Source organism: Streptomyces sp. TRM70350 (assembly GCF_019219825.1).
Classification (GTDB): Bacteria; Actinomycetota; Actinomycetes; order Streptomycetales; family Streptomycetaceae; genus Streptomyces.
Window position 1 is genome coordinate 199,869 of record NZ_JAHUXH010000001.1, and the last position, 25,057, is coordinate 224,925.

Annotated in this window: 22 protein-coding genes and 6 pseudogenes; 10 read left to right on the forward strand and 18 right to left on the reverse strand. The window is 70.9% G+C overall.

Annotated features, from left to right (window positions below; genetic code table 11):
* Positions 1-311: 311 nt before the first annotated feature.
* Complete coding sequence (locus tag KWI83_RS00870; RefSeq protein WP_218512270.1) at positions 312-1,100, reverse strand: creatininase family protein; 789 nt, start codon at positions 1,098-1,100, stop codon at positions 312-314.
* Between the two features lie 38 nt (positions 1,101-1,138).
* Between KWI83_RS00870 and ribA the strand changes: the two genes are divergently transcribed.
* Positions 1,139-1,798, forward strand: a complete 660-nt coding sequence (ribA, locus tag KWI83_RS00875) for a GTP cyclohydrolase II (RefSeq protein WP_218512271.1) — start codon at positions 1,139-1,141, stop codon at positions 1,796-1,798.
* A gap of 247 nt (positions 1,799-2,045) precedes the next feature.
* Here ribA and KWI83_RS00880 read toward each other — a convergent pair whose 3' ends face one another.
* Both KWI83_RS00880 and KWI83_RS00885 read right to left on the reverse strand, forming a co-directional pair.
* Entirely contained in the window at positions 2,046-3,281 is a 1,236-nt protein-coding gene (locus KWI83_RS00880) for a serine hydrolase (RefSeq protein ID WP_218512272.1), read from the reverse strand.
* A 67-nt stretch (positions 3,282-3,348) separates the two neighbouring features.
* Positions 3,349-4,405 (reverse strand): annotated as a pseudogene (locus tag KWI83_RS00885) (MFS transporter); the annotation flags it as partial.
* A gap of 103 nt (positions 4,406-4,508) precedes the next feature.
* Here KWI83_RS00885 and KWI83_RS00890 point away from each other — a divergent pair.
* Entirely contained in the window at positions 4,509-4,934 is a 426-nt protein-coding gene (locus KWI83_RS00890) for a PPOX class F420-dependent oxidoreductase (protein WP_218512273.1), read from the forward strand.
* Here the strand turns inward: KWI83_RS00890 and KWI83_RS00895 are convergent.
* From KWI83_RS00895 to ctaD, 4 genes are all read right to left on the reverse strand, one after another.
* The gene (locus tag KWI83_RS00895) at positions 4,931-5,518 is read right to left on the reverse strand and encodes a hemerythrin domain-containing protein (protein WP_218512274.1); all 588 of its coding nucleotides are present in this window, start codon (positions 5,516-5,518) and stop codon (positions 4,931-4,933) included. The genes KWI83_RS00890 and KWI83_RS00895 overlap by 4 nt on opposite strands.
* Before the next feature lie 11 nt (positions 5,519-5,529).
* Positions 5,530-6,729 carry a hypothetical protein gene (locus KWI83_RS00900; RefSeq protein WP_218512275.1) on the reverse strand — a complete coding sequence of 400 codons (1,200 nt, stop codon included), beginning with the start codon at positions 6,727-6,729 and terminating at the stop codon, positions 5,530-5,532.
* Positions 6,730-6,954: 225 nt separating this feature from the next.
* Complete coding sequence (locus tag KWI83_RS00905) at positions 6,955-7,326, reverse strand: hypothetical protein (protein WP_308121960.1); 372 nt, start codon at positions 7,324-7,326, stop codon at positions 6,955-6,957.
* Positions 7,323-9,035, reverse strand: coding sequence for a cytochrome c oxidase subunit I (ctaD, locus tag KWI83_RS00910; protein ID WP_218512276.1), 1,713 nt, complete (start codon positions 9,033-9,035; stop codon positions 7,323-7,325). Before ctaD ends, KWI83_RS00905 begins: the two co-directional genes overlap by 4 nt.
* Before the next feature lie 182 nt (positions 9,036-9,217).
* Between ctaD and KWI83_RS00915 the strand changes: the two genes are divergently transcribed.
* Positions 9,218-9,706 carry a DUF1360 domain-containing protein gene (locus tag KWI83_RS00915; protein ID WP_218512277.1) on the forward strand — a complete coding sequence of 163 codons (489 nt, stop codon included), beginning with the start codon at positions 9,218-9,220 and terminating at the stop codon, positions 9,704-9,706.
* A 57-nt stretch (positions 9,707-9,763) separates the two neighbouring features.
* Here KWI83_RS00915 and KWI83_RS00920 read toward each other — a convergent pair whose 3' ends face one another.
* Together KWI83_RS00920 and KWI83_RS00925 are read right to left on the reverse strand one after the other, a co-directional pair.
* Positions 9,764-11,284, reverse strand: a complete 1,521-nt coding sequence (locus KWI83_RS00920) for an MFS transporter (protein WP_218512278.1) — start codon at positions 11,282-11,284, stop codon at positions 9,764-9,766.
* A 124-nt stretch (positions 11,285-11,408) separates the two neighbouring features.
* A complete protein-coding gene (locus KWI83_RS00925; protein WP_218512279.1) occupies positions 11,409-11,816 on the reverse strand; it encodes a hypothetical protein in 408 nt (135 codons plus the stop codon).
* A gap of 233 nt (positions 11,817-12,049) precedes the next feature.
* On the opposite strand from KWI83_RS00925, the gene KWI83_RS00930 reads away from it, so the two are divergent.
* Positions 12,050-12,778, forward strand: coding sequence for a DUF1775 domain-containing protein (locus KWI83_RS00930; RefSeq protein WP_218512280.1), 729 nt, complete (start codon positions 12,050-12,052; stop codon positions 12,776-12,778).
* A 64-nt stretch (positions 12,779-12,842) separates the two neighbouring features.
* Here KWI83_RS00930 and KWI83_RS00935 read toward each other — a convergent pair.
* Positions 12,843-13,262 (reverse strand): annotated as a pseudogene (locus KWI83_RS00935) (MFS transporter); the annotation flags it as partial.
* On the opposite strand from KWI83_RS00935, the pseudogene KWI83_RS38020 reads away from it, so the two are divergent.
* Positions 13,255-13,368, forward strand: a pseudogene (locus tag KWI83_RS38020) (shikimate dehydrogenase); the annotation flags it as partial. The pseudogenes KWI83_RS00935 and KWI83_RS38020 overlap by 8 nt on opposite strands.
* 1 nt (position 13,369) lies before the next feature.
* Positions 13,370-13,690 (forward strand): annotated as a pseudogene (locus KWI83_RS00940) (sugar phosphate isomerase/epimerase and 4-hydroxyphenylpyruvate domain-containing protein); the annotation flags it as partial.
* Here KWI83_RS00940 and KWI83_RS00945 read toward each other — a convergent pair.
* The 7 genes and pseudogenes from KWI83_RS00945 to KWI83_RS00975 form a co-directional block, all read right to left on the reverse strand.
* On the reverse strand, positions 13,677-15,407 hold the full coding sequence (locus KWI83_RS00945; RefSeq protein ID WP_374106268.1) for a histidine phosphatase family protein: 1,731 nt from the start codon (positions 15,405-15,407) through the stop codon (positions 13,677-13,679). The pseudogene KWI83_RS00940 and the gene KWI83_RS00945 overlap by 14 nt on opposite strands.
* A 16-nt stretch (positions 15,408-15,423) precedes the next feature.
* Positions 15,424-16,305: a phosphogluconate dehydrogenase (NAD(+)-dependent, decarboxylating) gene (gene gnd, locus KWI83_RS00950; RefSeq protein ID WP_218512282.1), complete on the reverse strand. Its 882-nt coding sequence runs from the start codon at positions 16,303-16,305 to the stop codon at positions 15,424-15,426.
* Positions 16,306-16,311: 6 nt separating this feature from the next.
* Positions 16,312-17,952 (reverse strand): glucose-6-phosphate isomerase, encoded by a 1,641-nt coding sequence (gene pgi, locus KWI83_RS00955; RefSeq protein WP_218512283.1) that lies wholly within the window; start codon positions 17,950-17,952, stop codon positions 16,312-16,314.
* Positions 17,945-18,880: a glucose-6-phosphate dehydrogenase assembly protein OpcA gene (gene opcA, locus KWI83_RS00960; RefSeq protein ID WP_218512284.1), complete on the reverse strand. Its 936-nt coding sequence runs from the start codon at positions 18,878-18,880 to the stop codon at positions 17,945-17,947. Before opcA ends, pgi begins: the two co-directional genes overlap by 8 nt.
* The gene (zwf, locus tag KWI83_RS00965) at positions 18,877-20,466 is read right to left on the reverse strand and encodes a glucose-6-phosphate dehydrogenase (protein WP_218512285.1); all 1,590 of its coding nucleotides are present in this window, start codon (positions 20,464-20,466) and stop codon (positions 18,877-18,879) included. The genes opcA and zwf overlap by 4 nt, the downstream gene beginning before the upstream one ends.
* Positions 20,463-21,608, reverse strand: coding sequence for a transaldolase (gene tal / locus KWI83_RS00970; RefSeq protein ID WP_218512286.1), 1,146 nt, complete (start codon positions 21,606-21,608; stop codon positions 20,463-20,465). The genes zwf and tal overlap by 4 nt, the downstream gene beginning before the upstream one ends.
* A 19-nt stretch (positions 21,609-21,627) precedes the next feature.
* Positions 21,628-21,835, reverse strand: a pseudogene (locus KWI83_RS00975) (hypothetical protein); the annotation flags it as partial.
* A 331-nt stretch (positions 21,836-22,166) separates the two neighbouring features.
* Between KWI83_RS00975 and KWI83_RS38025 the strand changes: the two are divergent.
* Together KWI83_RS38025 and KWI83_RS00980 are read left to right on the forward strand one after the other, a co-directional pair.
* Positions 22,167-22,645, forward strand: a pseudogene (locus KWI83_RS38025) (helix-turn-helix domain-containing protein); the annotation flags it as partial.
* A 159-nt stretch (positions 22,646-22,804) separates the two neighbouring features.
* Positions 22,805-22,975: a hypothetical protein gene (locus KWI83_RS00980; RefSeq protein ID WP_218512287.1), complete on the forward strand. Its 171-nt coding sequence runs from the start codon at positions 22,805-22,807 to the stop codon at positions 22,973-22,975.
* Positions 22,976-23,040: 65 nt separating this feature from the next.
* Here the strand turns inward: KWI83_RS00980 and KWI83_RS00985 are convergent, their stop codons facing one another.
* The gene (locus KWI83_RS00985) at positions 23,041-24,438 is read right to left on the reverse strand and encodes a glycoside hydrolase family 16 protein (protein ID WP_218512288.1); all 1,398 of its coding nucleotides are present in this window, start codon (positions 24,436-24,438) and stop codon (positions 23,041-23,043) included.
* 172 nt (positions 24,439-24,610) lie between these two features.
* Between KWI83_RS00985 and KWI83_RS00990 the strand changes: the two genes are divergently transcribed.
* Together KWI83_RS00990 and KWI83_RS00995 are read left to right on the forward strand one after the other, a co-directional pair.
* Positions 24,611-24,748 carry a hypothetical protein gene (locus KWI83_RS00990; RefSeq protein WP_218512289.1) on the forward strand — a complete coding sequence of 46 codons (138 nt, stop codon included), beginning with the start codon at positions 24,611-24,613 and terminating at the stop codon, positions 24,746-24,748.
* Complete coding sequence (locus KWI83_RS00995; protein WP_218512290.1) at positions 24,736-25,050, forward strand: hypothetical protein; 315 nt, start codon at positions 24,736-24,738, stop codon at positions 25,048-25,050. Before KWI83_RS00990 ends, KWI83_RS00995 begins: the two co-directional genes overlap by 13 nt.
* Positions 25,051-25,057: the final 7 nt, after the last annotated feature.

Genomic DNA, 25,057 nt, shown 5'->3' on the forward strand with positions numbered 1-25,057 from the left:
GCTTCCGTCGTGCCGGGCCACGACTGCCTCCGCTCGGCTTCCGCCGCGTCCGGTGGCGGTTCCGTTCGCTCGGCTTCCGTCGCGTCCGGCCACGGTCACGCCTGCTCGCCAGCGGCCCCGCCCGGTCGCGACCACGCCCGCTCGCCTTCCGTCGCGGCCGACCGCGACAACCTCCGCTCGCCAGCCGCCCGGCCCGGCCACGACTACCTTCGCTCGGCTCCCGCCGTACCCGAACGCGACTACGCCCGCCCGCCTTCGCCCGCACCAGGCCGCAACTGCCCCCGCTCGCCCTCCGCCACCCCCGACCGCGACTACGCCCGCTCGGTGTCCGCACTCTCCGACGTGAGCAGCGCGAAATACTCCCCGAACGATTCCGCGAGACTCGCCAGCAGCGCCTTCCCTTTATCCGCGTCGCCCAACGAAGGACGGCCTATGACCCCCGAATCGGTATAGGCGGACATCCCCAGGCTGAGCAGATGACGACGGTCGTCCGCGACGAAATCGGCGGTCTCATGGCCGGGCCTGACCAGTTCCGGATGAGTGTGCAGCAGGACGGAGGTCTCGATTTCCCCCGCGTGCATGTCGGTGAGCAGCGAGGTCCGCACCCCGGCCCGCTCCCGCGCCGTCTCCCAGTCCTCCGCGGCGGGGAACAGCGCCATTCGCTCACCCCGCGCGGAGGATTCCTGAACGACGTTTCCCAGGACATAGTTTCCGCCGTGCCCGTTGACCACGACCAGCGCCTCGACGCCCGACCGGCGGAGCGACTCGGCTATGTCCCGTATCACCGCGTGAAGGGTCACCGAGGAAATGCTGACGGTCCCCGGCCAGCCCGCGTGCTCGTGCGAGCAGGAGATCGTCACCGGAGGAAGGAGGTGCACCGGGTATGTGTCGGCGATCTCCCGCGCGACGGCGCAGGCGACGAGCGTGTCCGTCGCCAACGGAAGGAAAGGGCCGTGCTGTTCGAAACTCCCCACGGGAAGGACGGCGACCTGCCGTGAGACATCGGCGCCCCGCGTCCGTACGTCCTCCGTGGTGTCCCCGGGCACCAGCCCGTGCCGCACCGCACCGGATCCAGCCGACCGAATTCCCGAACCACTCATTTCTTCACGGCCTTTCGTCTCTGCTTAGGAACCAGATCATGACAGAAAACATCGGCGTCATAGGCAAGAAGTCAGCGCAGCGCACCGGCGTGGAACGCGTCGTAAATGCCCCGCTGCCCACGGTGTACGGGCAATTCCGGGCGGTCGGCTACCTCGACCACGACCGCGGCGACGAACAAGTGGCCCTGGTCCACGGCGACATCGGCACCGACGACGTCCTCACCCGGCTGCACTCGGAGTGCCTGACCGGCGACGCCTTCGGCTCCCAGCACTGCGAGTGCGGCGACCAGCTCGCCTCCGCGCTGCGCGCCGTCGCCGCCGAAGGAAGCGGCGTCGTCGTCTACTTGAGAGGGCACGAGGGCCGCGGCATCGGCCTGCTCGCCAAGCTGCGCGCGATGGCCCTGCAGGCGGAGGGCCTGGACACCGTCGAGGCCAACCTGGCGCTCGGCCTGCCGGTGGACGCCCGCGACTACGGCGTCGCCGCGGAGATCCTGCGCGACCTGGGGGTGGCGAGCGTCCGCCTGATGTCGAACAACCCGCGCAAGCGGGAGGCGCTGCTGCGGCACGGCATCACGGTCGCCGAGCAGGTGCCGCTGCTGATTCCGCCGTGCGAGAACAACATCACGTATCTGCGGACGAAGCGGGAGCGACTGGACCACCATCTGCCCCACCTGGACGCGGTCGCGCACTGGTCCTGACCCCGGGCCGGGGGTGTCCTGACGGGACAGACGGGGGACACAGGAGAGCAGCCCCGGCGGCCGGGCCGGGGCAACCGTTGCCAGTCCCCGCCGAGCTCACCAGCTCGGCGTGCCCAGCCGGCTGACCGACCCGGCCAAGGCCCGCCGTCCCTGGACGGCCCGCTGCCGCCGGGCCTCAGCCGTGCGGCCGGGACGGCGGCCCGGTCCGAGGAGGGGCGCGCGGAACCGGAGCGTGAGGGGATCCGGTTCACGCGTCCTTGAGCGCCTCGTGGACCAGCTGCTTGAGGTCCCGGAACATCGTGTGCGAGGTCCGCGGCCGCACCTGCGTCATGAACTGCACCGTCAGATCCCGGCTCGGGTCGACCCAGAACGTCGTGGTCGCCACCCCGCTCCAGCCGAAGGTGCCGAGCCCGGCGGGCGCCAGTGTGCGGGCCGGGTCGATCACGACGGAGACGCCGAGTCCGAAGCCGACGCCGTCGTTGCCGGGCTCGTCGTGGGCCGGGCGGCTGCCGAAGGAGCGCAGGTCGGCGCCGCCGGGCAGCTGGTTGGCGGTCATCATGTCCACCGTCTCCGGGGCGAGCAGCCGCGCCCCGTCGAGTTCGCCGCGGCGGCGCAGCAACTCCATGAAGCGGTGCACGTCGTACGCGCTCGCCACCATGCCGCCACTGCCCGACAGGAACCGCGGCCGGCCCCGCAGCGGCAGTCCGGGGATCGGCTCGATCCCGGTGCCGTCCTCCTTCTCGCCGTACATCTCGGCCAGCCGGGCGGCCTGTTCGTCGCTGACCTGGAATCCGGCGTCCGGCATCCCGAGCGGGCCGAAGATCCGCTCGGCGAAGTGCACGTCGAGCGGCTGCCCGGACACCACCTCGATCACCCGGCCGAGCACATTGCTGGCCACCGAGTAGTTCCACTGCGTGCCCGGCTCGAACTGCAGCGGCAGGCTCGCGTACACGTCGATCGTCTCGGCCAGGTTCGCGCCCGGTGGCACCGACGACTCCAGACCGGCCCCGCGGTAGAGGGCGTCGACGGGATGGGTGTGGTAGAAGCCGAAGGTCAGGCCCGAGGTGTGGGTCATCAGGTGCCGGACGAGTATCGGCCCGTCGGCCGGGTGGGTGCGGGTGTCCGCCCCGGAGCCGCTCTCGTAGACCCGCGCGTCGGCGAAGGCCGGGAGATACCGGGCGACCGGGTCGTCCAGCGACAGCCGTCCCTCCTCCATGAGCATCAGCGCGGCGACCGACGTGACCGGCTTGGTCATCGAGTAGATCCGCCACAGCGTGTCGGGCTCGACCGGCAGCCCGGCGGCGAGGTCGCGGTGGCCGTGCGTGGTGAGGTGCGCGACCCGGCCACCGCGGGCGACACAGATGAGGAAGCCGGGCAGGCGGCCCTCGTCGACGTAGTGGGCGAAGTGCTGGTCGAGCCGGTCCAGCGCCTTCCCGTCCAGCCCCACCTCGCGCGGGTCCACCTCTTGTCGCAGCAGTGCCATCGCCCCACCTCCGCTTTCGTTCGTCGAGGTGCGATCGGAGATACCCCCGACCGTGCGCCCTCAGACCTCATCGTCGCCCAGGAATCCGCACACCGTCGGAAAGATGATCGTGATGTGCCCGACTCGCGATCTTCGTCTCGGCGCGGCCCGGCAGCAGGAGAGCCGCCACCGCACCGGCCACGGCGACTCCCGCGAGGGCGAGCAGCGGCACACGGCCCGCGCCCATGAGCGCCGTGGCCATCGCCACGCCGAGCACCGGCCCGACGTTCATCGCCGTCTGCTGCAGACCGCCCGCCACTCCGGCCGACGCCACCGGGGCCTGCCGTACGACGACATGGGTCGCCGCCACCATCACCGTGCCGACCCCGGCCCCGAGCAGCGCGAAACCGACGCCGAGGGGGAGCGGGCGGGCGGCGACGAGCACGAGGACGCCCGGGGCGAGGACGGTCATCGCCGCCACGGTCGTACGGCGGGCGCCCGCCCGGCGCAGCAGCACCGCGCACACGGGTGCCGCCGTGATCATCAGCACCGCGAGCGGCAGGCCGAGCAGCGCGCTGCGGAGCGGGTCGAGGCCGAGGGCGCGCTGCAGGACGTAGGTGCCGACGAAGAGCGTTCCCGACAGGGCGGCGGATGCGGCGGTGAGTACACCGAGCGCGGCGGCGACGGGGGGTGGAGCCGATGACGTCCGGTGGGACGAGGGGCCGTGCGGTACGGCGCTCGTGGGCGGCGAACGCCACGGCGGCGAGGGCCGCCACGACCCACGTCGAGGGCGTCCGGGTGATCAGGGCGTGCACCAGGCAGGCCAGGGCGAGCGCGAGCAGCAGCGCGCCCGGGAGGTCCAGACGGACGGCCGACGTGCGCTGTTCCTGCCGACTCCCCCTGAGCGCGAGTGAGCCGAGGACCAGCGCCGGGACGACGTTGAGGAAGAACACGGCCCGCCGGCCGAAGGAGTGCACCAGCGCCCCGCCCACGACCGGACCCGCGGCGGCCGCCAGCCCGATGGCTGCCGTCCGCGCCGCGAGGGGCCCGCGCAGCCGGTCCGGCGGGAACGCGGCCCGCAGCATGCCGAGCGCGGCGGGCTGGAGCAGCGCGCCGAAGACGCCCTGCGCGATCCGCAGCCCGATTTCTCGGGTTCGTGCATAGACAGCGTCTACCGACTTCGCGTAGACACTGTCTGCCTCCAGTCCCGCGGGAATGCGAAGGGATCGCGGCGAGGTTGAGCGAGTCATGAGTGAGGACCCACTGCTCAAGCTGCTCTCCACAACCCACAGCGGGGTGCTGGTCACCCTCCGGCGCGACGGCCGACCGCAGCTGTCGAACGTCATGCACGCCTACTACCCCGACGAGCGCACCATCCGGATCTCCGTCACCGACGACCGCGCCAAGACGCGCAACCTGCGCCGCGACCCCCGCGCGTCGTACCACGTCACCACCGCCGACCGCTGGGCCTACACCGTCGTCGACGGCACGGCCGACCTCACACCGGTCGCCGCGGACCCGCACGACGAGACGGTCGAGGAACTCGTCCGTCTCTATCGCGACATCGGCGGTGAACACCCCGACTGGGACGACTACCGCGCCGCCATGGTCCGCGACCACCGCCTCGTGGTGCGGCTACGGGTGGAGCGGGCGTACGGCGCCCCCAAGGGCTAGCTGCCCATGGCTTTGCGGACCGCGTCCCTGGTGCGGTCCATGAGGGCGGCCACGGGGCCGACGGCCACGTTCGCGGCGGCCGACTCGACGCCGGGATGCGGGCGCGTCGGGGCCATGGCCTCCGCCGCCTTGACCGCCTTGGCCATGGCGGCGAGGTTGGTGACGTCGGTACTGCGGCGGATGTGCGTGAACTCGTAGCGTTCCTCCGCCCGGGCGTGCTCCTGCACATCCGTGCGCAGTGCCCTCAGCCGGGGCAGGAACTGGGGGTCGTCGGTGTCCATGTCGTCCAGCTCGGCGAGGGTCTCCTTGGCCGCGCGTTCCTCGGCGAGGCGGTCCTCGACGACCTGATCGCCGCCTGACAGCGCCCGCCGGGCGAAGGGGTGGACGACTTCCTCCTCCGCGGTCTCGTGGACGGCCAGCAACCGCACGAGGCGGCGGAAGGCGTCGCGGCGGGCGTCGCCCTGACTCTGCTCGACCTCGTCGAAGAGGTTGCGGATGTCCCCGTGCTGGCGCATCAGCAGCGCGACGACGTCCATGTCCTTGGCCTGGTCGGCACCGGCCTGGGGGGTGTGCAGCTCGGACATGTGCGACCGCCTCACTTCTCGCGCATCGAGGGGTCGGGGTGCTCGCCCTCGGACTGCACGCGGTACTCACGTCCGAACATCGCGTCGTGTTCGGCGATGACCCGCTCGCTCGGCGGCTGCTCACCGCCGTGGATCTGCTCCTGCATCTGCTCGAACCGCTCGTGCGCCTCGCGCACATAGCCCGCGCCCAGCGTGGTCAGGTCCATCTGGGTGTCGAGCAGTTCGCGCACGTACTGCTTGTTCGGTTCGAAGGTGAGCACGTTCGGCAGCGCGGGCGCCAGGATCTCCTGCGGCTCACGACCGTCCTGCCGGCGCATCAGGTCGCAGGCCTGGTGGAGGTGTTCCAGCTCCATGTTGAGGTGGAGCTCCCAGATCGCCTTGACCTTCGGATCGCTCTCCTGCTCCATGAAGGAGTAGTACAGGTAGCACTCGTTGTACTCGTGGTTGACCAGCTGCTCCCACCACGTCTCACCCGGGTCGACGAGGGACTCGTAGTGTGTGACGTGCTCCTCCTCGATCAGCCCGATCTCCTGGTAGAGCTGACGGGCGATGGGCTCCATGTAGGTGGGGCCGGTGTTCATGTAGAAGTTCATCGTCTGCTGCTCCGCGGACATGACCGTCAGCGCGTGCAGCTTCGACAGCGGGTTCGTGGCGTCCTTGTCGTAGGGGTCGCGCACGTTGTCCACGGGGTTGCGGTGGTGGTACTTGGTGGGGCGGCCCGGCATGACCTCGGTGAGGTTGTCGACGATCGACTCCGCCTTGCGGTGCTCGATCATCTCGTACAGGTTCGCGTACCGGTACAGGTGGTCGAAGTCCTCCAGCACGCCGAACTCGTATGCCTGCTTCAGATACGGGTCGGGTTCCATCCGGGCGACCCACGCCGTCAGGTCCACCGCGACCTGCTCGTAGGCGATCGTCGTCTCCAGCACCGACGACACCCCCGGCAGCAGCCAGTTCACGGCCTTCTGCTGCTGGTGCTCGATGTAACGCGTGTGGGCCAGCTGCCGTTTGACCTCGGGATCGACCGTGTTGCGGGCCAGCTGGTGGCTGAACAGGATCGCCTCCACCTCGATGCCGTTCATGGTGATGATCCGGCACCGGGTGTAGGGGTCGCAGCGGTCGGGGTCGATGGGCTGTACGTTCAGCTCCCGCCAGTTGCGCAGCTGGCGGTCCAGCGGGATGCCCCGCTGTTCGAGTGGATTGAAGGTCATGCGGCCTCCTGGGGAGCGGCGCGACTCGGACGCCTGCGGGTGCCCCGCCTCGGACGACGAGCACAGGTCTGCACCTGAGTCTGTGCGTCATGGGTGCGTTCCGGCCACCGCTGGCACCCGGGGAAGCCCCTGGTTCCCCCTGGTGGGTCACCCGACGCGACAGGGGGACCGGCAGGTGCCATGGCCGCAAGAACGGCGCGGCTCACCCGCACCCGCCTCCTGCCCTCAGCGCCCCAGCACCGCCGTCGCGGCCCCGATGGCGGTGGCGCAGGCCAGCAGGGCACAGCCGCAGGCCGCATGGCGTTTGAGGAGGGTACGCCGCAGCTCCGCGTACCGCGCCTCGTACGCCTGGTGCAGTTGGTCGGCTCGCCGGACCGAGCGACGCAGGATCCGGCGGGTGACCTCCAGGCGCTGGTCGATGTGGTGGCGTGTGAGGTCCTCGGCCTGTGCGGTGGTCAGCCACGGCAGACGGGAGCACAGCTCCTCGGCCTCACGTCGTGCCTCCTCCTGTTCGGCGCGGGCGATGAGATAGCCCTCGACCTCGTTCGCGAGCGCGTCGGCCATCCGGTGGTGATCCCCGTCGGCCGCTCTTCTCACCGCTGGTCACCCTCGTGGTCGATCGGTTCCACGACGTCGCGCCTGCCGGTGTACTGCTGCTGCTCCAGTTGGGCGATGTCCGGGTGGTGGAGGTCGAAGGCGGGGGATTCGGAGCGGATCCGCGGGAGCGTGGTGAAGTTGTGGCGGGGCGGCGGGCAGGAGGTCGCCCACTCCAGGGAGCGGCCGTAGCCCCAGGGGTCGTCGACGTCGACCTTCCGGCCGTACTGGGCGGTCTTCCAGACGTTGTAGAGGAACGGCAGCGTCGACAGGCCGAGCAGGAACGCGCCGATGGAGGAGACCATGTGCAGGGCCGTGAAGCCGTCGGCGGCGAGGTAGTCGACGTAGCGGCGGGGCATGCCCTCGGCGCCCAGCCAGTGCTGCACCAGGAACGTGGTGTGGAAGCCGATGAACAGCGTCCAGAAGTGGATCTTCCCCAGGCGCTCGTCGAGCATCGTGCCGGTCATCTTGGGCCACCAGAAGTAGAACCCGGCGAACATCGCGAAGACGACGGTGCCGAACACCACGTAGTGGAAGTGGGCGACGACGAAGTACGTGTCCGTGACGTGCCAGTCCATCGGCGGCGAGGCCAGGATCACCCCGGACAGACCGCCGAACAGGAACGTGACGAGGAAACCGGCCGACCACAGCATCGGCGTCTCGAAGGAGAGCGAGCCGTTCCACATGGTGCCGATCCAGTTGAAGAACTTCACGCCGGTCGGCACGGCGATCAGGAAGCTCATGAAGGAGAAGAACGGCAGCAGCACCGCCCCGGTCGCGAACATGTGGTGCGCCCACACCACCACGGAGAGCCCGGTGATGGCGAGGGTGGCGGCGATCAGCCCGGTGTAGCCGAAGATCGGCTTGCGGGAGAACACCGGGATGATCTCCGTGATGATCCCGAAGAACGGCAGCGCGATGATGTAGACCTCGGGATGGCCGAAGAACCAGAACAGATGCTGCCACAGCAGTGCCCCACCGTTGGCCGGGTCGAACACCTGCGCTCCGAAGCGCCGGTCGGCCTCCAGCACCAGCAGAGCCGCGGCCAGGACCGGGAAGGCCAGCAGCACGAGCACCGAGGTGAGCAGCACGTTCCAGGTGAAGATCGGCATCCGGAACATCGTCATGCCGGGGGCCCGCATCCCGATGATCGTGGTGATGAAGTTGACGGCGCCCAGGATGGTGCCGAACCCGGACAGGGCCAGACCCATGATCCACAGATCGCCGCCCAGCTCCGGGCTGCGCTGGTGCAGGCTCAGCGGGGTGTAGGCGGTCCAGCCGAAGTCGGCGGCGCCCTCGGGCGTGAGGAGGCTGCCGAGCACGATCAGGCCGCCGAACAGGAACAGCCAGTACGACAGCATGTTCAGCCGCGGGAAGGCGACGTCCGGAGCGCCGATCTGCAGTGGCATGACGGCGTTGGCGAACCCGGCGAACGTCGGGGTGGCGAACAGCAGCAGCATGATCGTGCCGTGCAGGGTGAACGCCTGGTTGTACTGCTCGTTGGAGAGGATCTGCAGGCCGGGGCGGGCCAACTCCGCCCTGAGCGCCAGCGCCAGCGCGCCGGCGACGACGAAGAAGGCGAACGAGGTGATCAGGTAGAGATGCCCGATCTTCTTGTGATCCGTGGTGGTCAGCCAGGACACCACCACGCGGCCCGGACCGCGGCGGCCTTCGACCGGCACCAACGTGGAAGGCTCCGCTCCAACGGCCATGAGTTCCCCAAACTGTGATGAAAGCCAAGAAATCGCATCGCAGCCACCAAGATTGCGCAACTCGGACGATCGCGCACGTTCATCACGTGCGCGGTCCTCCGTGTCGCCTCAGCGCGAGCCATACCGGCAGTCCCTACCGGGCGGGCGGGTACTCGGCGCACTGAGCGGAGGAAGGAAGGACCATGAGCGAAGATTCGCGGTACGACACCACTGGTGAGGTCCCCCTCAAGGGCTACGCCGTGCTCGCCGGCACGTTCGCCGCGGGCGTCGCGCTGTTCGCCGTGACCGCGCGACGTCGTGGGGTGCAACTTCCCGACCGGATTCCGCCCTGGGATCTGGCGCTGCTGGGCACGGCCACGTTCAAGGCGTCCCGGCTCCTGTCCAAGGACAAGATCACGAGCTTCCTCCGCGCCCCCTTCACCCGCCGCGAGGAGGACGCCCAGGCCGGCGAGGTCATGGACGCACCGCGCGGTGGCGGAGTCCGGCGCGCCCTCGGGGACCTGGTCGCCTGCCCGTTCTGTACGTCCACCTGGGTGGCCGGCGCTCTGATCGGTGCCTACGTCGGCGCCCCCAGGGCCACCCGCCTGGTGTGCGCCGGGCTGAGCGCCGTCACGGTGAGCGACTGGCTGCAGTACGTGTGGAGCGCGACCGAGCAGCGCGTGGAGGGGTGAGCGGCTTGAAGCGCCCGGTCCCCGGGCAGCCGCCATGAGCGCGGGCACCGGCACGCCTCACCCCTGGTCGGCGTGCGTGGGGCTGTGCGCGACCTCGTCGGGGCAGCCCCGTCCGCCGCCGTCGCTCGCGCGGTCACGCAGCCAGTCGCGCACGGCCAGCGCGAGCGCGCCCAGCACCGGCAGGATGCCGCAGCCGACGGCGAGCACGACGGCGGACCGGTAAGGGGCGTGGTCGCCGCCGCCGAGCGCCATGTAGAAGAGGCCGGGCAGCGCCGCCGTGCCCACGGCACCGCCCAGCCGCTGACCCGTCTGCAGGGCGCCCCCGGCGACGCCCGCCATCCGCACCGGTACGTCCCGCAGGGTCATGGTGACGTTGGGCGAGATGACACAGCCGCTGCCGAGACCGCCGACGAACAGCGCGGGAGCCTGGAGCCAGACCGCCATGTCGCCGGGCACCCAGCGGAGGATGAGCACGGCTCCTCCCAGGCCCACGGCGACGGCGGCCAGCCCGCACACCGTCAGCAGCCGCCCCAGCCGCTCCACCAGCCGTCCGGCCACCGCCGCGGCCACGGCGGAACCGATGGCGAACGGCGTCACGGCGAGCCCGGAACCCAGGGGTGAGTAACCCAGCCCGTTCTGGAAGTACAGCGCGAACACCAGCCACACCCCGCTGAACCCCACGAAGTACAGCGTGGCGATGGCGGCGCCCGTGGCGTATCCGCGCGTCGACGTGGCCAGCCGGGGATCGAGGAGCGGCTGACCGTGCCGCGTGGCGGCACGCCGTTCCCAGCGGGCGAAGACCACGAGGAACGCCGCCCCCACGGCGAACAGCCACCACAGCGTGCGCACCCCGCCCGACTCCGCCAGCACCAGGGGAAGCATCAGAGCCAGCACCCCCGCGCCGAGCAGCGCGACACCGGGCAGGTCCAGCCGCTGGCCGCCGCAGGGCGCCGTCCTGGGCAGCAGACGCAGGCCCAGCACCAGCGCGATGAGACCGACCGGCACGTTGACGTAGAAGATCCAGCGCCAGCCCCCGGGGCCGTCCGCGAGCGTCAGGATCAGTCCGCCGACCACCGGGCCGACGGCGCTGGAGACGCCGACCGTGGCACCGAACAGACCGAAGGCCCGGCCCCGCTCGGCGCCCCGGAACATCTGCTGGATGAGAGCGGAGTTCTGCGGTGCCAGGCAGCCCGCGCACAGGCCCTGCGCCATGCGGGCCACGACGAGCGGCACGATGGACGGAGCGGCCCCGGCGCCGGCGCTGCAGACCACGAAGCCGCCGAGAGCGATCAGGAAGATGCGGCGCCGGCCGATCGCGTCACCGATGCGGCCCGCCGTGACCAGGACGAGGGCGAAGGCGAGGGCGTATCCGGAGACGACCCACTGGATCGCGGGAGCCGACGCGTGCAGGTCGCGCTGCATGGACGGCAGCGCGACCGCGACGATCGTGACGTCGAGCAGACTCATGAAGCCGGCCACCAGCGTGACCCACAGCGCGCCCCACCGCCTCGGATCGGCTTCGGCGGCCGACCGTGCGGACGGTCCGCCGCTTCCCTCCATCTGCTCCCGGGTCGGCATCACCACTCCCTACCGCCGCCGTGTCGGTGTCACCGTGCGGGTTTCCGGACTGCGGGCCGGACACACCGCCCATGGTCCGGTGATCGGCCAGGTGGCGGCTGACGAGACCCCTTGGACGGTCGTTTCAGGCCGCGAGAGTGGGCCCTGTCACCGTCCGCAGGGGCTTGGCCGGGGTGCGCGTGGGACGGACCCGGTAGGTCGTCTTCGCCGGATCGACGACGGGTTCCCCGAGGGTGATCCGGCCGGCCGCGTGGAGCCGGTCGCACTCGTCGGTGGGCAGGGCGACGTAGCAACTGCCCTGCCCCGTCGCGGGGTCGTGCGCCCGCCAGTAGCCGTAGCGGCGGCGGCCGTTCGCGTGCACGGTGACGAACACCGGCGTGCTCGGGTCGGAGACGAGGCGCGCTATGGCCTTGCCGGTCGGGCTGACCGGGGCGGAGGACGCTGTGCGGGAAACGGCCCTGGTCAGACCTCGGCTCTGCGGGAGCGCGCGATCGGCGATCAGGGTGTGCGCCCGGTCGGGGGTGAGCGGCATCATCGGGACCTTTCGCGGGTGTGTGAACGAGACCGACTACCCGGCACGCCGTCGTTGATCTCTCTGCGCGGCATTCTTCGGTAGGGCACTGACAATGGGTGGCACCTGGGGCCGATCCGAGTGACGCAGGTCACTCCCTCGGCGGGGAACTTCCCCGCGGCGCTCTCCGACTCCCTGAGGACACCGCGGCTGTCACCCGTCGCCTCCCGCACCCACACCACTCGGAGTCCGTTGTGCACCGTCCCGGCAGAGCGCGCGTCGCGCGCCGTCTCAGCACCGTCAGCGCGACCCTCGCGGCGGCCGTCCTCGTCGCCGCCGGCCCAGCCTTCGCACACACCGAGGTCGAGGCGGAGAACGCCCGGGCCCTCGCCCAGGACGTCACCCTGACCTTCTCCGCGGCGTCGGAGTCCTCCTCCGCCGGCATCACCGGTCTGGAGGTGTTCCTCCCCGACGGGATCACCCCCGCCGACGTCACGTATGAAGACGGGCCGAAGGGCTGGAAGTTCGCCACCACCAGCCGCGGCTACAAGGTGTCGGGCCCCCGGCTCGCCGTCGGCGAGGACGCCGAATTCTCCGTCACCGTCCGCCAGTTGCCGGACGCCGAGGAACTCGTCTTCAAGACCCTCCAGAGCTACAGCGACGGCCGTGTCGACCGCTGGATCGAACTGGAGGACTCGGGCGACGAGCACGGCCACGGGCACCCGGCGCCGAAGCTTGAGCTGGGCCCCGCCGAGCCCGGCGCGAAGCTCGTGAGCCCGGCCCCCACCGAGACCGTGACGCCAGCGGCCCCGCCCAGCGCCGCATCGGCCGACGCGGCGGAGCGGACGCCGCCCCCGTCGCCGAAGGAGGCCGCCGACGAGGACGACGGGATCTCCCCGGCCGCGCTGACCGCCGGGGGCGCCGTCGTGCTGCTCTGCGCCGGCGCCGGCGTGTGGTGGTTCCGACGCCGCACCAACGCCTGACGCGGGCGCCCCTACGACGCAAGCCCCCGGAACCGCCTGGGCATCCGGGGGCAGGGCCTGCGGGTCAGGCCGTCACCGTCTCCGGCTGGGAGGCCTCGCGAGGGTTCCGTACGCCCAGCGCCTCGGTCGGCGCCTTGTGCGTCTCCCGGGCCGACAGCGCCGCGATGACCGGCGGGACCCACAGGGCCGCGGTGAACAGGGCCACCGAGGACCAGTCGTCGCCGTTCGGCCCGGCGATCTGCGCGGCGAAGGTCACCGCGAAACCGGCGACCGCGAAGCCGATCTGCGTGCCGATCGCCATGCCGGACAGCCGGGCGCGGGTGGAGAACATCTCGCCGTAGAAGGCGGGCCCCACCCCGTTCGCGGCGCTGTAGACGACACCGAAGGCGAGGATGCCCAGCAGCAGGGTCAGCGGGTAGGAGCCGGTGGAGATCGACCACAGGTACAGGAACATCGTCACCGCGCTGCCGGCCGCGCCGATCAGATGTCTGCATCCGGGACTGTGGATCGCGGAGGTGGTCTACCGCCCGTTGGAAACCGAACTGCTGCGCACTGCCTGCGCGTTGGGCTGCGCCACCCTTGACGGCGGGGCTGGCCACCGACGACGTGGTGGCCGCCGCCCGGCGTTTTCGGGAGACCGGGGGCCGCCTGCTCCCCGTCCCCGCGAACTACTACGACGACCTCGCGGCCCGGTACGACCTCACGGACGAGGAGCTGGCGACGTACCGCGAGCTCGGCATCCTCTACGACCGTGACCCGCACGGCGTCTTCCGCCACTGCTACGCGCGGACCGTCGGCCGGGTCTTCTTCGAGCTGGTCCAGCGCGACGACGGCTACCGCGGCTACGGCGCCCAGAACGCCCCGGTGCGGCTGGCCGCGCAGCACGCGGTGCCGGCGGTCACTGGCGGCTGATCATCCGGGTCACGCCCGCCGCCACCGTCGTCGCCAGGATCCAGCCGGTCAGGACGAGGACGTACGCCAGCGCCTGGTACCAGCCCTCGGGGGCGAACGCGGGCTCCTGGCCGAAGGAGATCACCGGCAGCAGCAGGTCGAGCGTGTAGAACACCGGGTTGAAGGCGGGCGCCTCGGACGGCTTCAACGCCGGCGGATGGTGCAGGGCGTACACGACGGAGCCCACGCAGAGCAGCGACAGCAGCCAGCCGGCCGCCCGCAGCGGGCGGTAGCCGTAGCCGACCGTGGCGTCCTGGAGGTGGCCCCACAGCCGGCCGATCCAGGGCAGCGTGATGCGGTGCCGGCGCTGTTTGGCGAGCTGGACCTGCCGGGCGGCACGGTCGTCGCCGATGCGCTGGTAGGAGGCGGTCAACTGCTCGTAGGCGTACGGGACATAGCCGTCGCCGTCGCGCTCCAGCATGGGCAGGCGGCGTTCGGCGGGCTCGTGCGGGGTGAGCGAGGTGTAGGTCAGGCTGTTGAGGAGGACCCGGTCCGGCAGCATCTCCGGCTCCAGGAAGAGCACTTCGAGCTGGGCCCGCCGCAGGTTGAGGGTGCCCTCCACGGGCGGGCCCTTGCGCAGCCAGAGTTCGCCGATCGTGCTGCTGCTCGCCCGCAGCGCCGCATCGCCGGGGTTCGACAGATGCGAGTACGCCAGGTCGAGCCGGCCCGCGATCCGGGCGCCGCGCAGACCGATCCACCCCTGCACGCGCGCGTGCCGCACCAGGAAGTGGCCTCCCACGCTGAGCGTCTCCGCGTCGAGGGCGGCGTGTTCGAGGTGGCTGAGCTGCGCCTCGTTGAGGTTGACCGTCCCGCCGACGTCGGCGCCGCTCAGCCGTATCTCCCCCTGGACCCGCAGACCGGGCGCCCACAGGTCGTCGCCCACGGTCACCTGGTTGAGCTGGAGCGCGGGTGCCGTCGCGTCCGGTGCGCTGATCTCCACGCCCTCCAGGTACAGGCTCCCGGCGATCTGCGCCCCGCCGAGCCGTACCACGCCCCGGAACCGGGACCGCGTCATGCGCAGCACGCCCTCCACGTGCACCCCGTGGGAGACCAGCCCGGGCAGCACGGACTCGCTGAGGTTCAGCTCGCGCAGTCGGCAGCCGTAGAAGCGCGGCACCTCGTCGAAGAAGCAGTGCCGCAGCCTCGCGGGGTGGTCGAACATGGCGTACTGGAGATCGAGCCTGCCCGTGATCCGGGCGCCCGCCAGGCTGAGGGAGGCTATCTCGCCGTCCTCCTGCGGGCCGTTGAGGAGCAGCGACCGCAACACGGCCGCGCGTATCGTGCGTTCGGGCCCCCAGTCCGCTCCCGTCGCCGCGTCGTCGTCCTCGGCGGTGCGGAAGTCCACGGACTCTCCGCGCGGAAAGGCCTGCCACACCCGTAGTTCGGCCGGTGTCAGATCGTCGATCTCCATCGCGGGCGACTCTGACCCGACCGAACCACCCGTGTCAACACGGCTTTTGCGGCAGGACGCGAAGGAAGCCGTCGCGCCGACCTCGGCCGGTGACTCGCCCGGGTGTCCCTCCGTGCCCGGCGGTACCCCGTCCGTCCACAGGTTCCGGTCGGGACGGGTGCGCTGGATCTCGCGGGTGGCGACCCCCTCGTAGCCGCCGTCATCCCACTCGTGCAGCTCGGGGTCGGACATGACCCCGGTCAGGCCCGCCGGCTCGGCGATGTCCAGCTTCTCCCACCGCCGGCTACTGCTCCGCCGACTCGACGGCGTGCCCGCCGAACTGGTTGCGCAGGGCGGCGACCATCTTCATCTGCGGGGAGTCGTCCTGCCGGGACGCGAACCGCGCGAAGAGCGAGGCCGTGATCGCGGGCAGCGGCACGGCGTTGTCGATCGCCGCCTCCACCGTCCAGCGGCCCTCGCCGGAGTCCTCCGCGTACCCGCGCAGCTTCTGAAGGTGCTCGTCCGCGTCGAGGGCGTGGACCGCCAGGTCGAGCAGCCAGGAGCGGATGACGGTGCCCTCCTGCCACGAGCGGAACACCTCACGGACGTTGTCCACCGAGTCGACCTTCTCCAGCAGCTCCCAGCCCTCGGCGTAGGCCTGCATCATCGCGTACTCGATGCCGTTGTGGACCATCTTCGTGAAGTGCCCGGCGCCCACCTTGCCCGCGTGGACGTAGCCGTAGGGGCCCTCCGGCTTGAGCGCGTCGAAGATCGGCTTCAGGCGGTCGACGTGCTCCTTCTCGCCGCCGACCATCAGCGCGTAGCCGTTCTGCAGGCCCCACACGCCGCCCGAGACGCCCGCGTCGACGAACCGGATGCCGTGCTTGCCGAGTTCCTCGGCGTGCTTCTCGTCGTCCGTCCAGCGGGAGTTGCCGCCGTCGATGACGGTGTCGCCGGGCTTGAGCACACTCGCCAGCTGGTCGATGACGCTCTGCGTGACGGCACCGGCCGGGACCATGACCCACACCACGCGGGGCGCGGCGAGCCGGTCGGCGAACTCGACCAGGTTGTCGACGTCGGAGAGTTCCGGATTGGTGTCGTACCCGACGACCTCGTGGCCGGCGTTGCGCAGGCGCTCGCGCATGTTGCCGCCCATCTTGCCCAGACCAACAAGACCGATCTGCATGTCAGCTCACTTCCTCAGTTCGCGATAGGCGGCCACCAGGGCGGCCGTGGAGGGGTCGAGACCGGGGACTGCGGTGCCCTCGGCCAGGGCGGGTCCGACGCGCTGGGCGAGAACCTTGCCGAGTTCCACGCCCCACTGGTCGAAGGAGTCGATGTTCCAGACGGCGCCCTGGACGAAGACCTTGTGCTCGTAGAGAGCGATCAGCTGGCCGAGGACCGAGGGGGTCGGCTCGGTCGCCAGGACGGTCGTGGTGGGGTGGTTGCCGCGGAAGGTGCGGTGCGGGACCTGCTCCTCGGGCACGCCCTCGGCCCGCACCTCGTCGGCCGTCCTGCCGAAGGCGAGCGCCTGGCCCTGCGCGAACAGGTTGGCCATCAGCAGGTCGTGCTGCGCCTTCAGCCGGTCGTCCAGCTCGCCGACGGGGCGGGCGAAGCCGATCAGGTCGGCCGGGACCAGCTTGGTGCCCTGGTGGATGAGCTGGTAGTAGGCGTGCTGCCCGTTGGTGCCGGGCGTGCCCCACACCACCGGCCCGGTCTGCCACTCCACCGGCCGGCCCTCGCGGTCCACCGACTTGCCGTTGGACTCCATGTCCAGCTGCTGGAGGTACGCGGTGAACTTCGACAGGTAGTGGCTGTACGGCAGCACGGCGTGCGACTGGGCGTCGAAGAAGTCGCCGTACCAGATGCCCAGCAGGCCCAGCAGCAGCGGGGCGTTCGACTCGGCGGGGGCGCTTCGGAAGTGCTCGTCGACGATGCGGAAACCGTCGAGCATCTCCCTGAACCGCTCCGGGCCGATGGCGATCATCAGGGACAGGCCGATCGCCGAGTCGTAGGAGTAGCGGCCGCCGACCCAGTCCCAGAACTCGAACATGTTCTCCGGGTCGACACCGAACTCGGTGACCTTCCCCGCGTTCGTCGACAGGGCGACGAAGTGCTTCGCGACCGCCTTCTCGTCGCCTCCGAGACCGGCGAGCAGCCAGGAGCGGGCCGATGTGGCGTTCGTGATCGTCTCGATGGTGGTGAAGGTCTTGGAGGCGACGACGAACAGGGTCTCCGCCGGGTCCAGGTCGCGCGTCGCCTCGTGCAGGTCGGCGCCGTCCACGTTGGACACGAAACGGAATGCCAGATCCCGTGCCGTGTACGGCCGTAGCGCCTCGTACGCCATCGCCGGACCGAGGTCGGAGCCGCCGATGCCGATGTTGACGACGGCGCGGATCGGCTTGCCGGTGTGGCCGGTCCACTCGCCGGAGCGGACGCGGTCTGCGAAGGCGCTCATCCTGTCGAGGACGGCGTGCACCTGGGGCACCACGTTCTCGCCGTCGACCTCGATCACCGCGTCCCGGGGTGCGCGCAGGGCGGTGTGCAGGACGGCGCGGTCCTCGGTGAGGTTGATGCGCTCGCCGCGGAACATGGCGTCGCGCAGCCCGAACACGTCGGTGGCGGTGGCCAGTTCCTGGAGCAGGGCGAGGGTCTCGTCGGTGATCAGGTGCTTGGAGTAGTCGATGCGCAGATCGCCGACGGTGACGACGTACCGCTCCGCACGGCCCGGGTCCGTCGCGAACAGCTCACGCAGGTGCGCCTTCCACCGGGCGCGATGGTCCTCCAGGGCGGTCCACTCGGGCCGCCGCGTGAGCAGTGGAGTGTCAGACATGAGAGGCGGTCTCCTTCGAGCCCTCGCCTTGCAGCGCGACGGCGTACATCTCGTCCGCGTCGAGGCGCCTGAGCTCCTCGGCGATGAGTTCGGAGGTGGGGCGCACCTTCAGCGCGAGGGTGCGCGGCGGCTGGCCCGGCAGGGACAGCGTGGCCAGCGGGCCCTCGGGCCGGTCGATGACGATCTCGCCGATCTCCGTGCCCAGCCGTACGCCGGTCACGACCGGGCCCGCGGTCTCCACCCGGTCGACCGTGACGTGCAGCCGGGCCTCCAGCCAGCGGGCCAGCAGCTCGGCACTGGGGTTGTCGGCCTCGCTCTCCACGGCCGCCGAGGTGATCCGCAGCCTGGCCTGGTCCAGGGCCGCCGCCAGCATCGAGCGCCAGGGGGTCAGGCGGGTCCAGGCGAGGTCGGTGTCGCCGGGCGCGTAGGACCTGGCGCGGGTCTCCAGCGCGGCCAGCGGTGCCTCGACGGCGTACATGTCGGTGATCCGGCGCTGGGCGAGCGCCCCGAGCGGGTCCTTCGCGGGCACCTCGGGCGCGTCCACCGGCCACCACACGACGACCGGCGCGTCCGGCAGCAGCAGCGGCAGCACCACGGAGTCGGCGTGGTCGGACACCTCGCCGTAGGTGCGCAGCACCACCGTCTCGCCGGTGCCCGCGTCGGCGCCCACCCGGACCTCGGCGTCCAGGCGGGACTGCTGACGGTCGCGCGGGGTGCGGGCGTGCCGCTTGATGACGACCAGGGTGCGCGAGGGGTGCTCGTGCGAGGCCTCCTCGGCCGCCTTGATCGAGTCGTAGGCGTTCTCCTCGTCCGTGACGACGACCATCGTCAGGACCATGCCCACGGCGGGCGTGCCGATGGCGCGGCGACCCTGCACCAACGCCTTGTTGATCTTGCTTGCCGTGGTGTCGGTCAGGTCGATCTTCATGGCCTGCGCCAGCTCCGTCCGTCTCGTGCGAGCATCTCGTCGGCTTCCGCGGGACCCCAGCTGCCCGCGACGTACTGTGCGGGCCTGCCGTGTGCGGCCCAGTACTCCTCGATCGGGTCGAGGATCTTCCAGGACTCTTCCACCTCCTGGTGGCGGGGGAACAAATTGGCGTCCCCCAGGAGGACGTCCAGGATGAGCCGCTCGTACGCCTCCGGACTCGACTCCGTGAAGGACTCGCCGTACGCGAAGTCCATCGTCACGTCGCGGATCTCCATCGACGTGCCCGGCACCTTCGATCCGAACCGGACCGTCATGCCCTCGTCCGGCTGCACGCGGATCACGATCGCGTTCTTGCCGAGCTCCTCGGTGGCCGTGGAGTCGAAGGGGGAGTGCGGCGCCCGCTGGAGGACCACCGCGATCTCCGTGACCCGGCGGCCGAGCCGCTTGCCGGTGCGCAGGTAGAAGGGCACGCCCGCCCAGCGCCGGTTGTCGACGTTCAGCTTGACGGCGGCGTACGTGTCCGTGGTGGACGCCGGATCGATGCCGTCCTCCTCCAGATAGCCGCGCACCTTCGCGCCGCCCTGCCAGGCGCCCGTGTACTGGGCGCGCACGGTGTGCTCGCCGAGGTCCTCGGGCAGCTTCACCGCCTTCAGCACCTTCAGCTTCTCCATCAGCAGCGAGGACGCGTCGAAGGAGGCGGGCTCCTCCATCGCGGTGAGGGCCATCAGCTGAAGGAGGTGGTTCTGGATGACGTCACGGGCCGAGCCGATGCCGTCGTAGTAATTGGCGCGGCCGCCGATGCCGATGTCCTCGGCCATCGTGATCTGCACATGGTCGACGAAGGACCGGTTCCAGATCGGCTCGAACATCTGGTTGGCGAAGCGCAGCGCCAGGATGTTCTGCACCGTCTCCTTGCCGAGGTAGTGGTCGATCCGGAACACCTGCTCCGGGTCGAACACGTCGTGCACGATCGCGTTGAGCTCCACAGCCGACTTCAGGTCGTGGCCGAACGGTTTCTCGATCACCGTGCGCCGCCAGGAGCCCTCCGGGGCGTCGGCCAGCCCGTGCTTCTTCAGCTGCTGGACGACCTTCGGGAAGAACTTCGGCGGCACGGACAGGTAGAAGGCGTAGTTGCCGCTGGTGCCCCGGGCGGCGTCCAGCTCCTCGACGGCCGACCGCAGCTGCTTGAACGCGTCGTCGTCGTCGAAGTCGCCGGGGATGAACCGCATGCCCTCGGCGAGCTGCTGCCAGACCTCCTCACGGAACGGGGTGCGCGCGTGCTCGCGCACCGCCTCGTGCGCGACCTGCGCGAAGTCCTGGTTCGCCCAGTCCCGGCGGGCGAACCCGACGAGCGAGAAGCCCGGCGGCAGCAGGCCCCGGTTGGCCAGGTCGTAGACGGCCGGCATCAGCTTCTTGCGGGAGAGGTCGCCGGTGACGCCGAAGATGACCAGCCCGGAGGGGCCGGCGATCCGGGGCAGGCGACGGTCCCGGGCGTCCCGCAGCGGGTTGCTCCAGTCGGGGGAGGGGGCGGCGGCCGCGGACGCCTCCTCGGCGGCCTGTTCCTCAGTGGTCGGCTTGGTGCTCATTCCCCGTCAACTCCCTTACCGGTCAGCGACTTCGTCACGGCGTCCAGCAGCTCCTGCCAGGCCGCCTGGAACTTGGCGACGCCCTCGTCCTCCAGCTGCCGCACCACCTCGTCGTACGAGATCCCGAGCCGCTCCACGGCGGCCAGGTCGGCCCGCGCCTGCGCGTAGCCGCCGCTCACCGTGTCGCCGTGGATGTTCCCGTGGTCGGCGGTGGCCTTCAGCGTGGCCTCCGGCATCGTGTTGACCGTGCCGGGCGCCACCAGGTCCTCTACATACAGGGTGTCCTTGTACGCCGGATCCTTCACGCCGGTCGAGGCCCACAGCGGGCGCTGCTTGTTCGCCCGCGACCCGGCCAGGACGGTCCACCGGTCACCCGAGAAGACCTCCTCGTACGCCTCGTAGGCGAGCCGCGCGTTGGCGAGCGCCGCCCGGCCCCTGAGCGCGAGGGCCTCGTCCGTGCCCAGCAGCGTCAGCCGCTTGTCGATCTCGGTGTCGACGCGGGAGACGAAGAAGGACGCCACGGAGTGGATGCCGGCCGGCTCGATCCCCGCCGCCTGCGCCTTCTCCAGGCCCGCGAGGTAGGCGTCCATGACCTCGCGGTACCGCTCCAGCGAGAAGATCAGCGTGACGTTGACGCTGATGCCGGCGCCGATCACCTCGGTGATCGCCGGGAGCCCCTCCTTCGTCGCCGGAATCTTGATCATCACGTTGGGCCGGTCGACGAGCCAGGCGAGCTGCCGGGCCTCGGCGATCGTGGCCGCCGTGTGGTGGGCGAGCCGCGGGTCGACCTCGATGGAGACCCGGCCGTCCCGGCCGCCGGTGGCGTCGTACACCGGCCGCAGGATGTCCGCGGCGGCCCGGACGTCGGCGGTGGTCATCATGCGCACGGCCTCGTCGACCGTGACGCCCCGCACGGCGAGGTCGGCGAGCTGCTCCTCGTAGCCCTCGCCGGAGCCGATGGCGGCCTGGAAGATGGACGGGTTGGTGGTGACGCCGACGACGTGCCTGGTCTGGACGAGTTCGGCGAGGTTGCCGGACGAGATCCGCCCCCGCGACAGGTCGTCCAGCCAGATGGACACGCCCTCGTCGGTCAGGCGCTTGAGTGCTCCCGCGGTGGCGGATGCTTCGGTCACAGTGATCATCTTCTTTCTGGCGATCGGATCAACCACGCGCGGCGGCGAGGGATTCCCGGGCTGCGGCGACGACGTTCTCGGCGGTGAAGCGCAACTCGGCGAACAGGGTCTTCGCGTCGGCGGAGGCCCCGAAGTGTTCGGGAGACGATGCGTCCTGCGTCACCTACGAAGCGGTACCACGTCAGACCCACCCCCGCCTCGACAGCGACACGCGCCTTCACGGACGGCGGAACATGACGTAACCGCCGCGCGCCGCGTCCTCGTTCGGCTCGGCGGACGAGGTTCAGCCCCGGGATCGCGCGCGGGGCGGCGAGGTGCTCGACGGGCTGGTGGGTCGGCCTCCGGCAGCGGATTGCGACGGCACGCCGGTCGCGGCCGGTCCACTCGAAGCTGCCGGGGCCGTCGGGTGTCTGCGTGCTCATCTGTGGGCAGTCCTCTTAAAGGTGACTGATAGCAGCGTCCTTGCTGGCCGGACGGGGTTCGACTTTAAAAGTCTGACTTTATTGTCGGAAGGTTGGGGTGTGCCGGCCTGGGCGAACGTGGGACACGCCCCGCACGTGAGTGAGGGCCGGTGACGTCCTGTGGATCCGCCCGGGACAGGTGCACCGCTTCATGGCCACGGGCGAGTACCGCGGAACCGTCCTGACCATGCAGCCCGGCTTCCTGCCCCGCGCCACCGTCGACGAGGACGCGGCGACGCTCCCCCTGAGCCTGCACACCGCGATCCTGCGCCACTGCCTCAGCGTGTTCCTGCTCCGCCTGTGCCGGCTGAGCGGCCGGCACGGCGGCGGCCGGGCAGCAGGCGGACACCGCCTTCCCGCTCTTCGGGCACGCGGCCGAGCGGGACTTCGCGACCACCCACAGCGTCAGCGCGTACGCCGACGCCCTCGGCTGCTCCCGCCGCACCGTCGTCCGCGCGGTCCGCGCCGCCACCGGCGGCACCCAAGGCCTTCATCGACAAACGCGTCGTCCTGGAGGCCGAACGCCTCCTCGCCCACACCGACCTGCCCATCGGCCGCGTCGGCGCGGCGGTCGGCTTCCCGGACGCGGTTCTCCCGGGTCCAGGCCGGCCGGATCGCGGGCGGTCAGGAAGCGGGTCGCGACCTCCGCCGGAGTACCCCTCAGTCCGACGACACCCGGCCGCTCCAGGCAGTGGCCCCTACCCCCAGTTCGACGGCGAGCTCTCCGAGTACTTCGGCCTGGGCGTGGTCAGGACGTGGGACGCCACGAACAGCATCACCAAGGCCATCCTCAGCAGCCTTCCCCTGGTGCCGGGCGCGGAGGGCGCGCTGCCCGAGCAGCACGTCCCCGAGCTGGACCGGATCTGGGAGCAGGGGTTCAAGCGGCTCAACGAGGTGCTGCCGGACTGTACGTGAGCCGTGGTCGGGCCGGGGGCATCCGGCCCCCGGCCCGGGTTGGACTCGGCTTGCCGACGGCCGGGTCAGCGGCCGAAGTTGAACCAGTTCACGTTCACGAAGTCGGCCGGCTGGCCGCTGGTGAAGGTGAGATACACATCGTGCGTCCCCGTCACCGAGCTGATGTTCGCCGGGACCGTCCGCCACGACTGCCAGCCGCCGGTGTTGCCGATGGCGAAACTCCCGATGGGCGCGTTGCCACGACTGTCCAGGCGCACCTCGACCAGCCCGCTCACGCCCGATCCTGCGCCGCTCGCCACCCGGGCGTAGAACTGCCTGGCCGGTGTGGAGCCGAAGTTGACGCCCCGGTAGAGCACCCAGTCGCCGTTGGCGAGGGCGCCGATGTTCTGGCCGCCGCCCGTGTCGGAGGTCGCCTCGGTCATCGTGCCGGACTGGCCGTCGTACGACTCGGCCTGGATGGCGCTGTAGGCGTCCCGGTTGCCGGTCGGCGGAGGTGTGGTACCGCTCCCACCGGCCGACAGCACCTGGACGTAGTCGACGACCATCGAGTGACCCGGCACCGTGGCCGCGTCCGGGCCGCCGCCGAAGGCGTCCACGAAGCCGCCGCCCATCGCCACGTTGAGGATGATGAAGAAGCCGTGGTCCGTGGCGTTCGCCCAGGTGGTCGCGTCGACCTGGTTCTCCCGCACGGTGTGGAAGTGCGTGCTGTCGACGTAGAAGCGGATCTCCTCGACGTCGGTCGAGCGGTCCCACTCCATGCGGTAGGTGTGGAAGCCGGACTGGCAGGTGGCGCCGGGGCAGGCGGTGGAACCGCCGATGCCGGTGGTCTCGTTGCACGGGCCGCCGGGCGAGGTGCCGCAGTGCATCGTCGCCCAGACGGTGTTGAGACCCTGGACGTTCTCCATGATGTCCAGCTCGCCCACGCTCGGCCAGTTCCAGTAGTTGCCGCGGTACGGGGCGCCCAGCATCCAGAAGGCGGGCCAGTAGCCGCGGGCCGCGGCGCCGGTGACGTTCGGCATCTGGATGCGCGCCTCGACGCGCAGTGTGCCACCGGCCGGGGGCTGGAAGTCGGTGCGGTTGGTCTCGATCCGGCCCGAGGTCCAGTTGCCGGATGCGTCGCGGCGCGGGGTGATGCGCAGGTTGCCGCTGCCGTCGAGGGAGACGTTGCTGGTGCTCGACGTCATCGTCTCGACCTCGCCGGTGCCCCAGTTGGCGGGGCCGCCCGGGTAGCCCGTCCCGGTCGCGTACTGCCAGTTGGCCGTGTTGACGCCGGAGCCGGCGGCGCCGTTGAAGTCGTCGACGAAGACCTGCGTCCAGCCCGACGGGGGCGGTGGCGCGGCCGCGGTGGCGGTCGGCGTCACCGTCGTGGCGGCGAGCGCGGCGAGGCCCAGCGTGCTCAGCACGGCGACGAGGGCCCGCCGGTAGGGCCTGTGTCTGCCGGGGGTGCCGGAGGTTTCGGTCATGGGCTGCCTCTCGGTACGGAGTGGGAATGCGCGGGTGCCTGTCGGAGAGCGCCCGCGGGGACTTCTTGAGAGCGCTCTCAGGCAAGGGGTGCGCGGCCAATGTGCTCCCGGGCACTCCGGTCGTCAAGAGGTGCAACCGAGAAAGTCTTTGCGAGGCCCGACAGTTCAAGTGATGAAGGCGGACATGCTCGGCATCTCCGCCTGGTGCGGCGAGAGCCGGGACCCGTCCCGCACGGGCGGGGCTAGCGTGCGCGTCATCGGCACGGCCCGTCGCGTGTCGGGACAGGAGGGGGAGGCATGGATCCGGTGACGGTCCACCGTCTGGTCGTCGCCGTCGTGGTGCTGGCGTGTGTGGTCGTCGCCGTCCGTGCCTGGCGACGCCGCCGGTCCGGCGGTGCTGCCGGCGTGCCGGGGCAGCGGACCGCCGACACCCGCGTGCGGCCGGGGAAGGGTTTCTCCATCACGTTCTACGACCGGGCGACCGGCGCCCGGGTGGCAGGCGACCCCGGACTGGTCGAGGCGTTGCTGGCCAAGCACGGCCGGTACGACCTGGTGGGTGCCCACTACTACGGACACCCGACCGAGGACGGCTACGAGATCACGTTCTACTGACCGCCCC

Coding starts and splice junctions, on each gene's coding strand:
- pgi (WP_218512283.1), bottom strand. CDS start 17,952: ATGTCTGACACTCCACTGCTCACGCGGCGGCCCGAGTGGACCGCCCTG.
- KWI83_RS00990 (WP_218512289.1), top strand. CDS start 24,611: ATGAAGGCGGACATGCTCGGCATCTCCGCCTGGTGCGGCGAGAGCCGG.
- KWI83_RS00995 (WP_218512290.1), top strand. CDS start 24,736: ATGGATCCGGTGACGGTCCACCGTCTGGTCGTCGCCGTCGTGGTGCTG.
- KWI83_RS00890 (WP_218512273.1), top strand. CDS start 4,509: ATGAGTGAGGACCCACTGCTCAAGCTGCTCTCCACAACCCACAGCGGG.
- zwf (WP_218512285.1), bottom strand. CDS start 20,466: ATGAGCACCAAGCCGACCACTGAGGAACAGGCCGCCGAGGAGGCGTCC.
- KWI83_RS00895 (WP_218512274.1), bottom strand. CDS start 5,518: ATGTCCGAGCTGCACACCCCCCAGGCCGGTGCCGACCAGGCCAAGGAC.
- KWI83_RS00870 (WP_218512270.1), bottom strand. CDS start 1,100: ATGAGTGGTTCGGGAATTCGGTCGGCTGGATCCGGTGCGGTGCGGCAC.
- opcA (WP_218512284.1), bottom strand. CDS start 18,880: ATGAAGATCGACCTGACCGACACCACGGCAAGCAAGATCAACAAGGCG.
- ribA (WP_218512271.1), top strand. CDS start 1,139: ATGACAGAAAACATCGGCGTCATAGGCAAGAAGTCAGCGCAGCGCACC.
- KWI83_RS00925 (WP_218512279.1), bottom strand. CDS start 11,816: ATGCCGCTCACCCCCGACCGGGCGCACACCCTGATCGCCGATCGCGCG.
- tal (WP_218512286.1), bottom strand. CDS start 21,608: ATGATCACTGTGACCGAAGCATCCGCCACCGCGGGAGCACTCAAGCGC.
- KWI83_RS00900 (WP_218512275.1), bottom strand. CDS start 6,729: ATGACCTTCAATCCACTCGAACAGCGGGGCATCCCGCTGGACCGCCAG.
- KWI83_RS00920 (WP_218512278.1), bottom strand. CDS start 11,284: ATGCCGACCCGGGAGCAGATGGAGGGAAGCGGCGGACCGTCCGCACGG.
- KWI83_RS00985 (WP_218512288.1), bottom strand. CDS start 24,438: ATGACCGAAACCTCCGGCACCCCCGGCAGACACAGGCCCTACCGGCGG.
- gnd (WP_218512282.1), bottom strand. CDS start 16,305: ATGCAGATCGGTCTTGTTGGTCTGGGCAAGATGGGCGGCAACATGCGC.
- ctaD (WP_218512276.1), bottom strand. CDS start 9,035: ATGGCCGTTGGAGCGGAGCCTTCCACGTTGGTGCCGGTCGAAGGCCGC.
- KWI83_RS00915 (WP_218512277.1), top strand. CDS start 9,218: ATGAGCGAAGATTCGCGGTACGACACCACTGGTGAGGTCCCCCTCAAG.
- KWI83_RS00880 (WP_218512272.1), bottom strand. CDS start 3,281: ATGGCACTGCTGCGACAAGAGGTGGACCCGCGCGAGGTGGGGCTGGAC.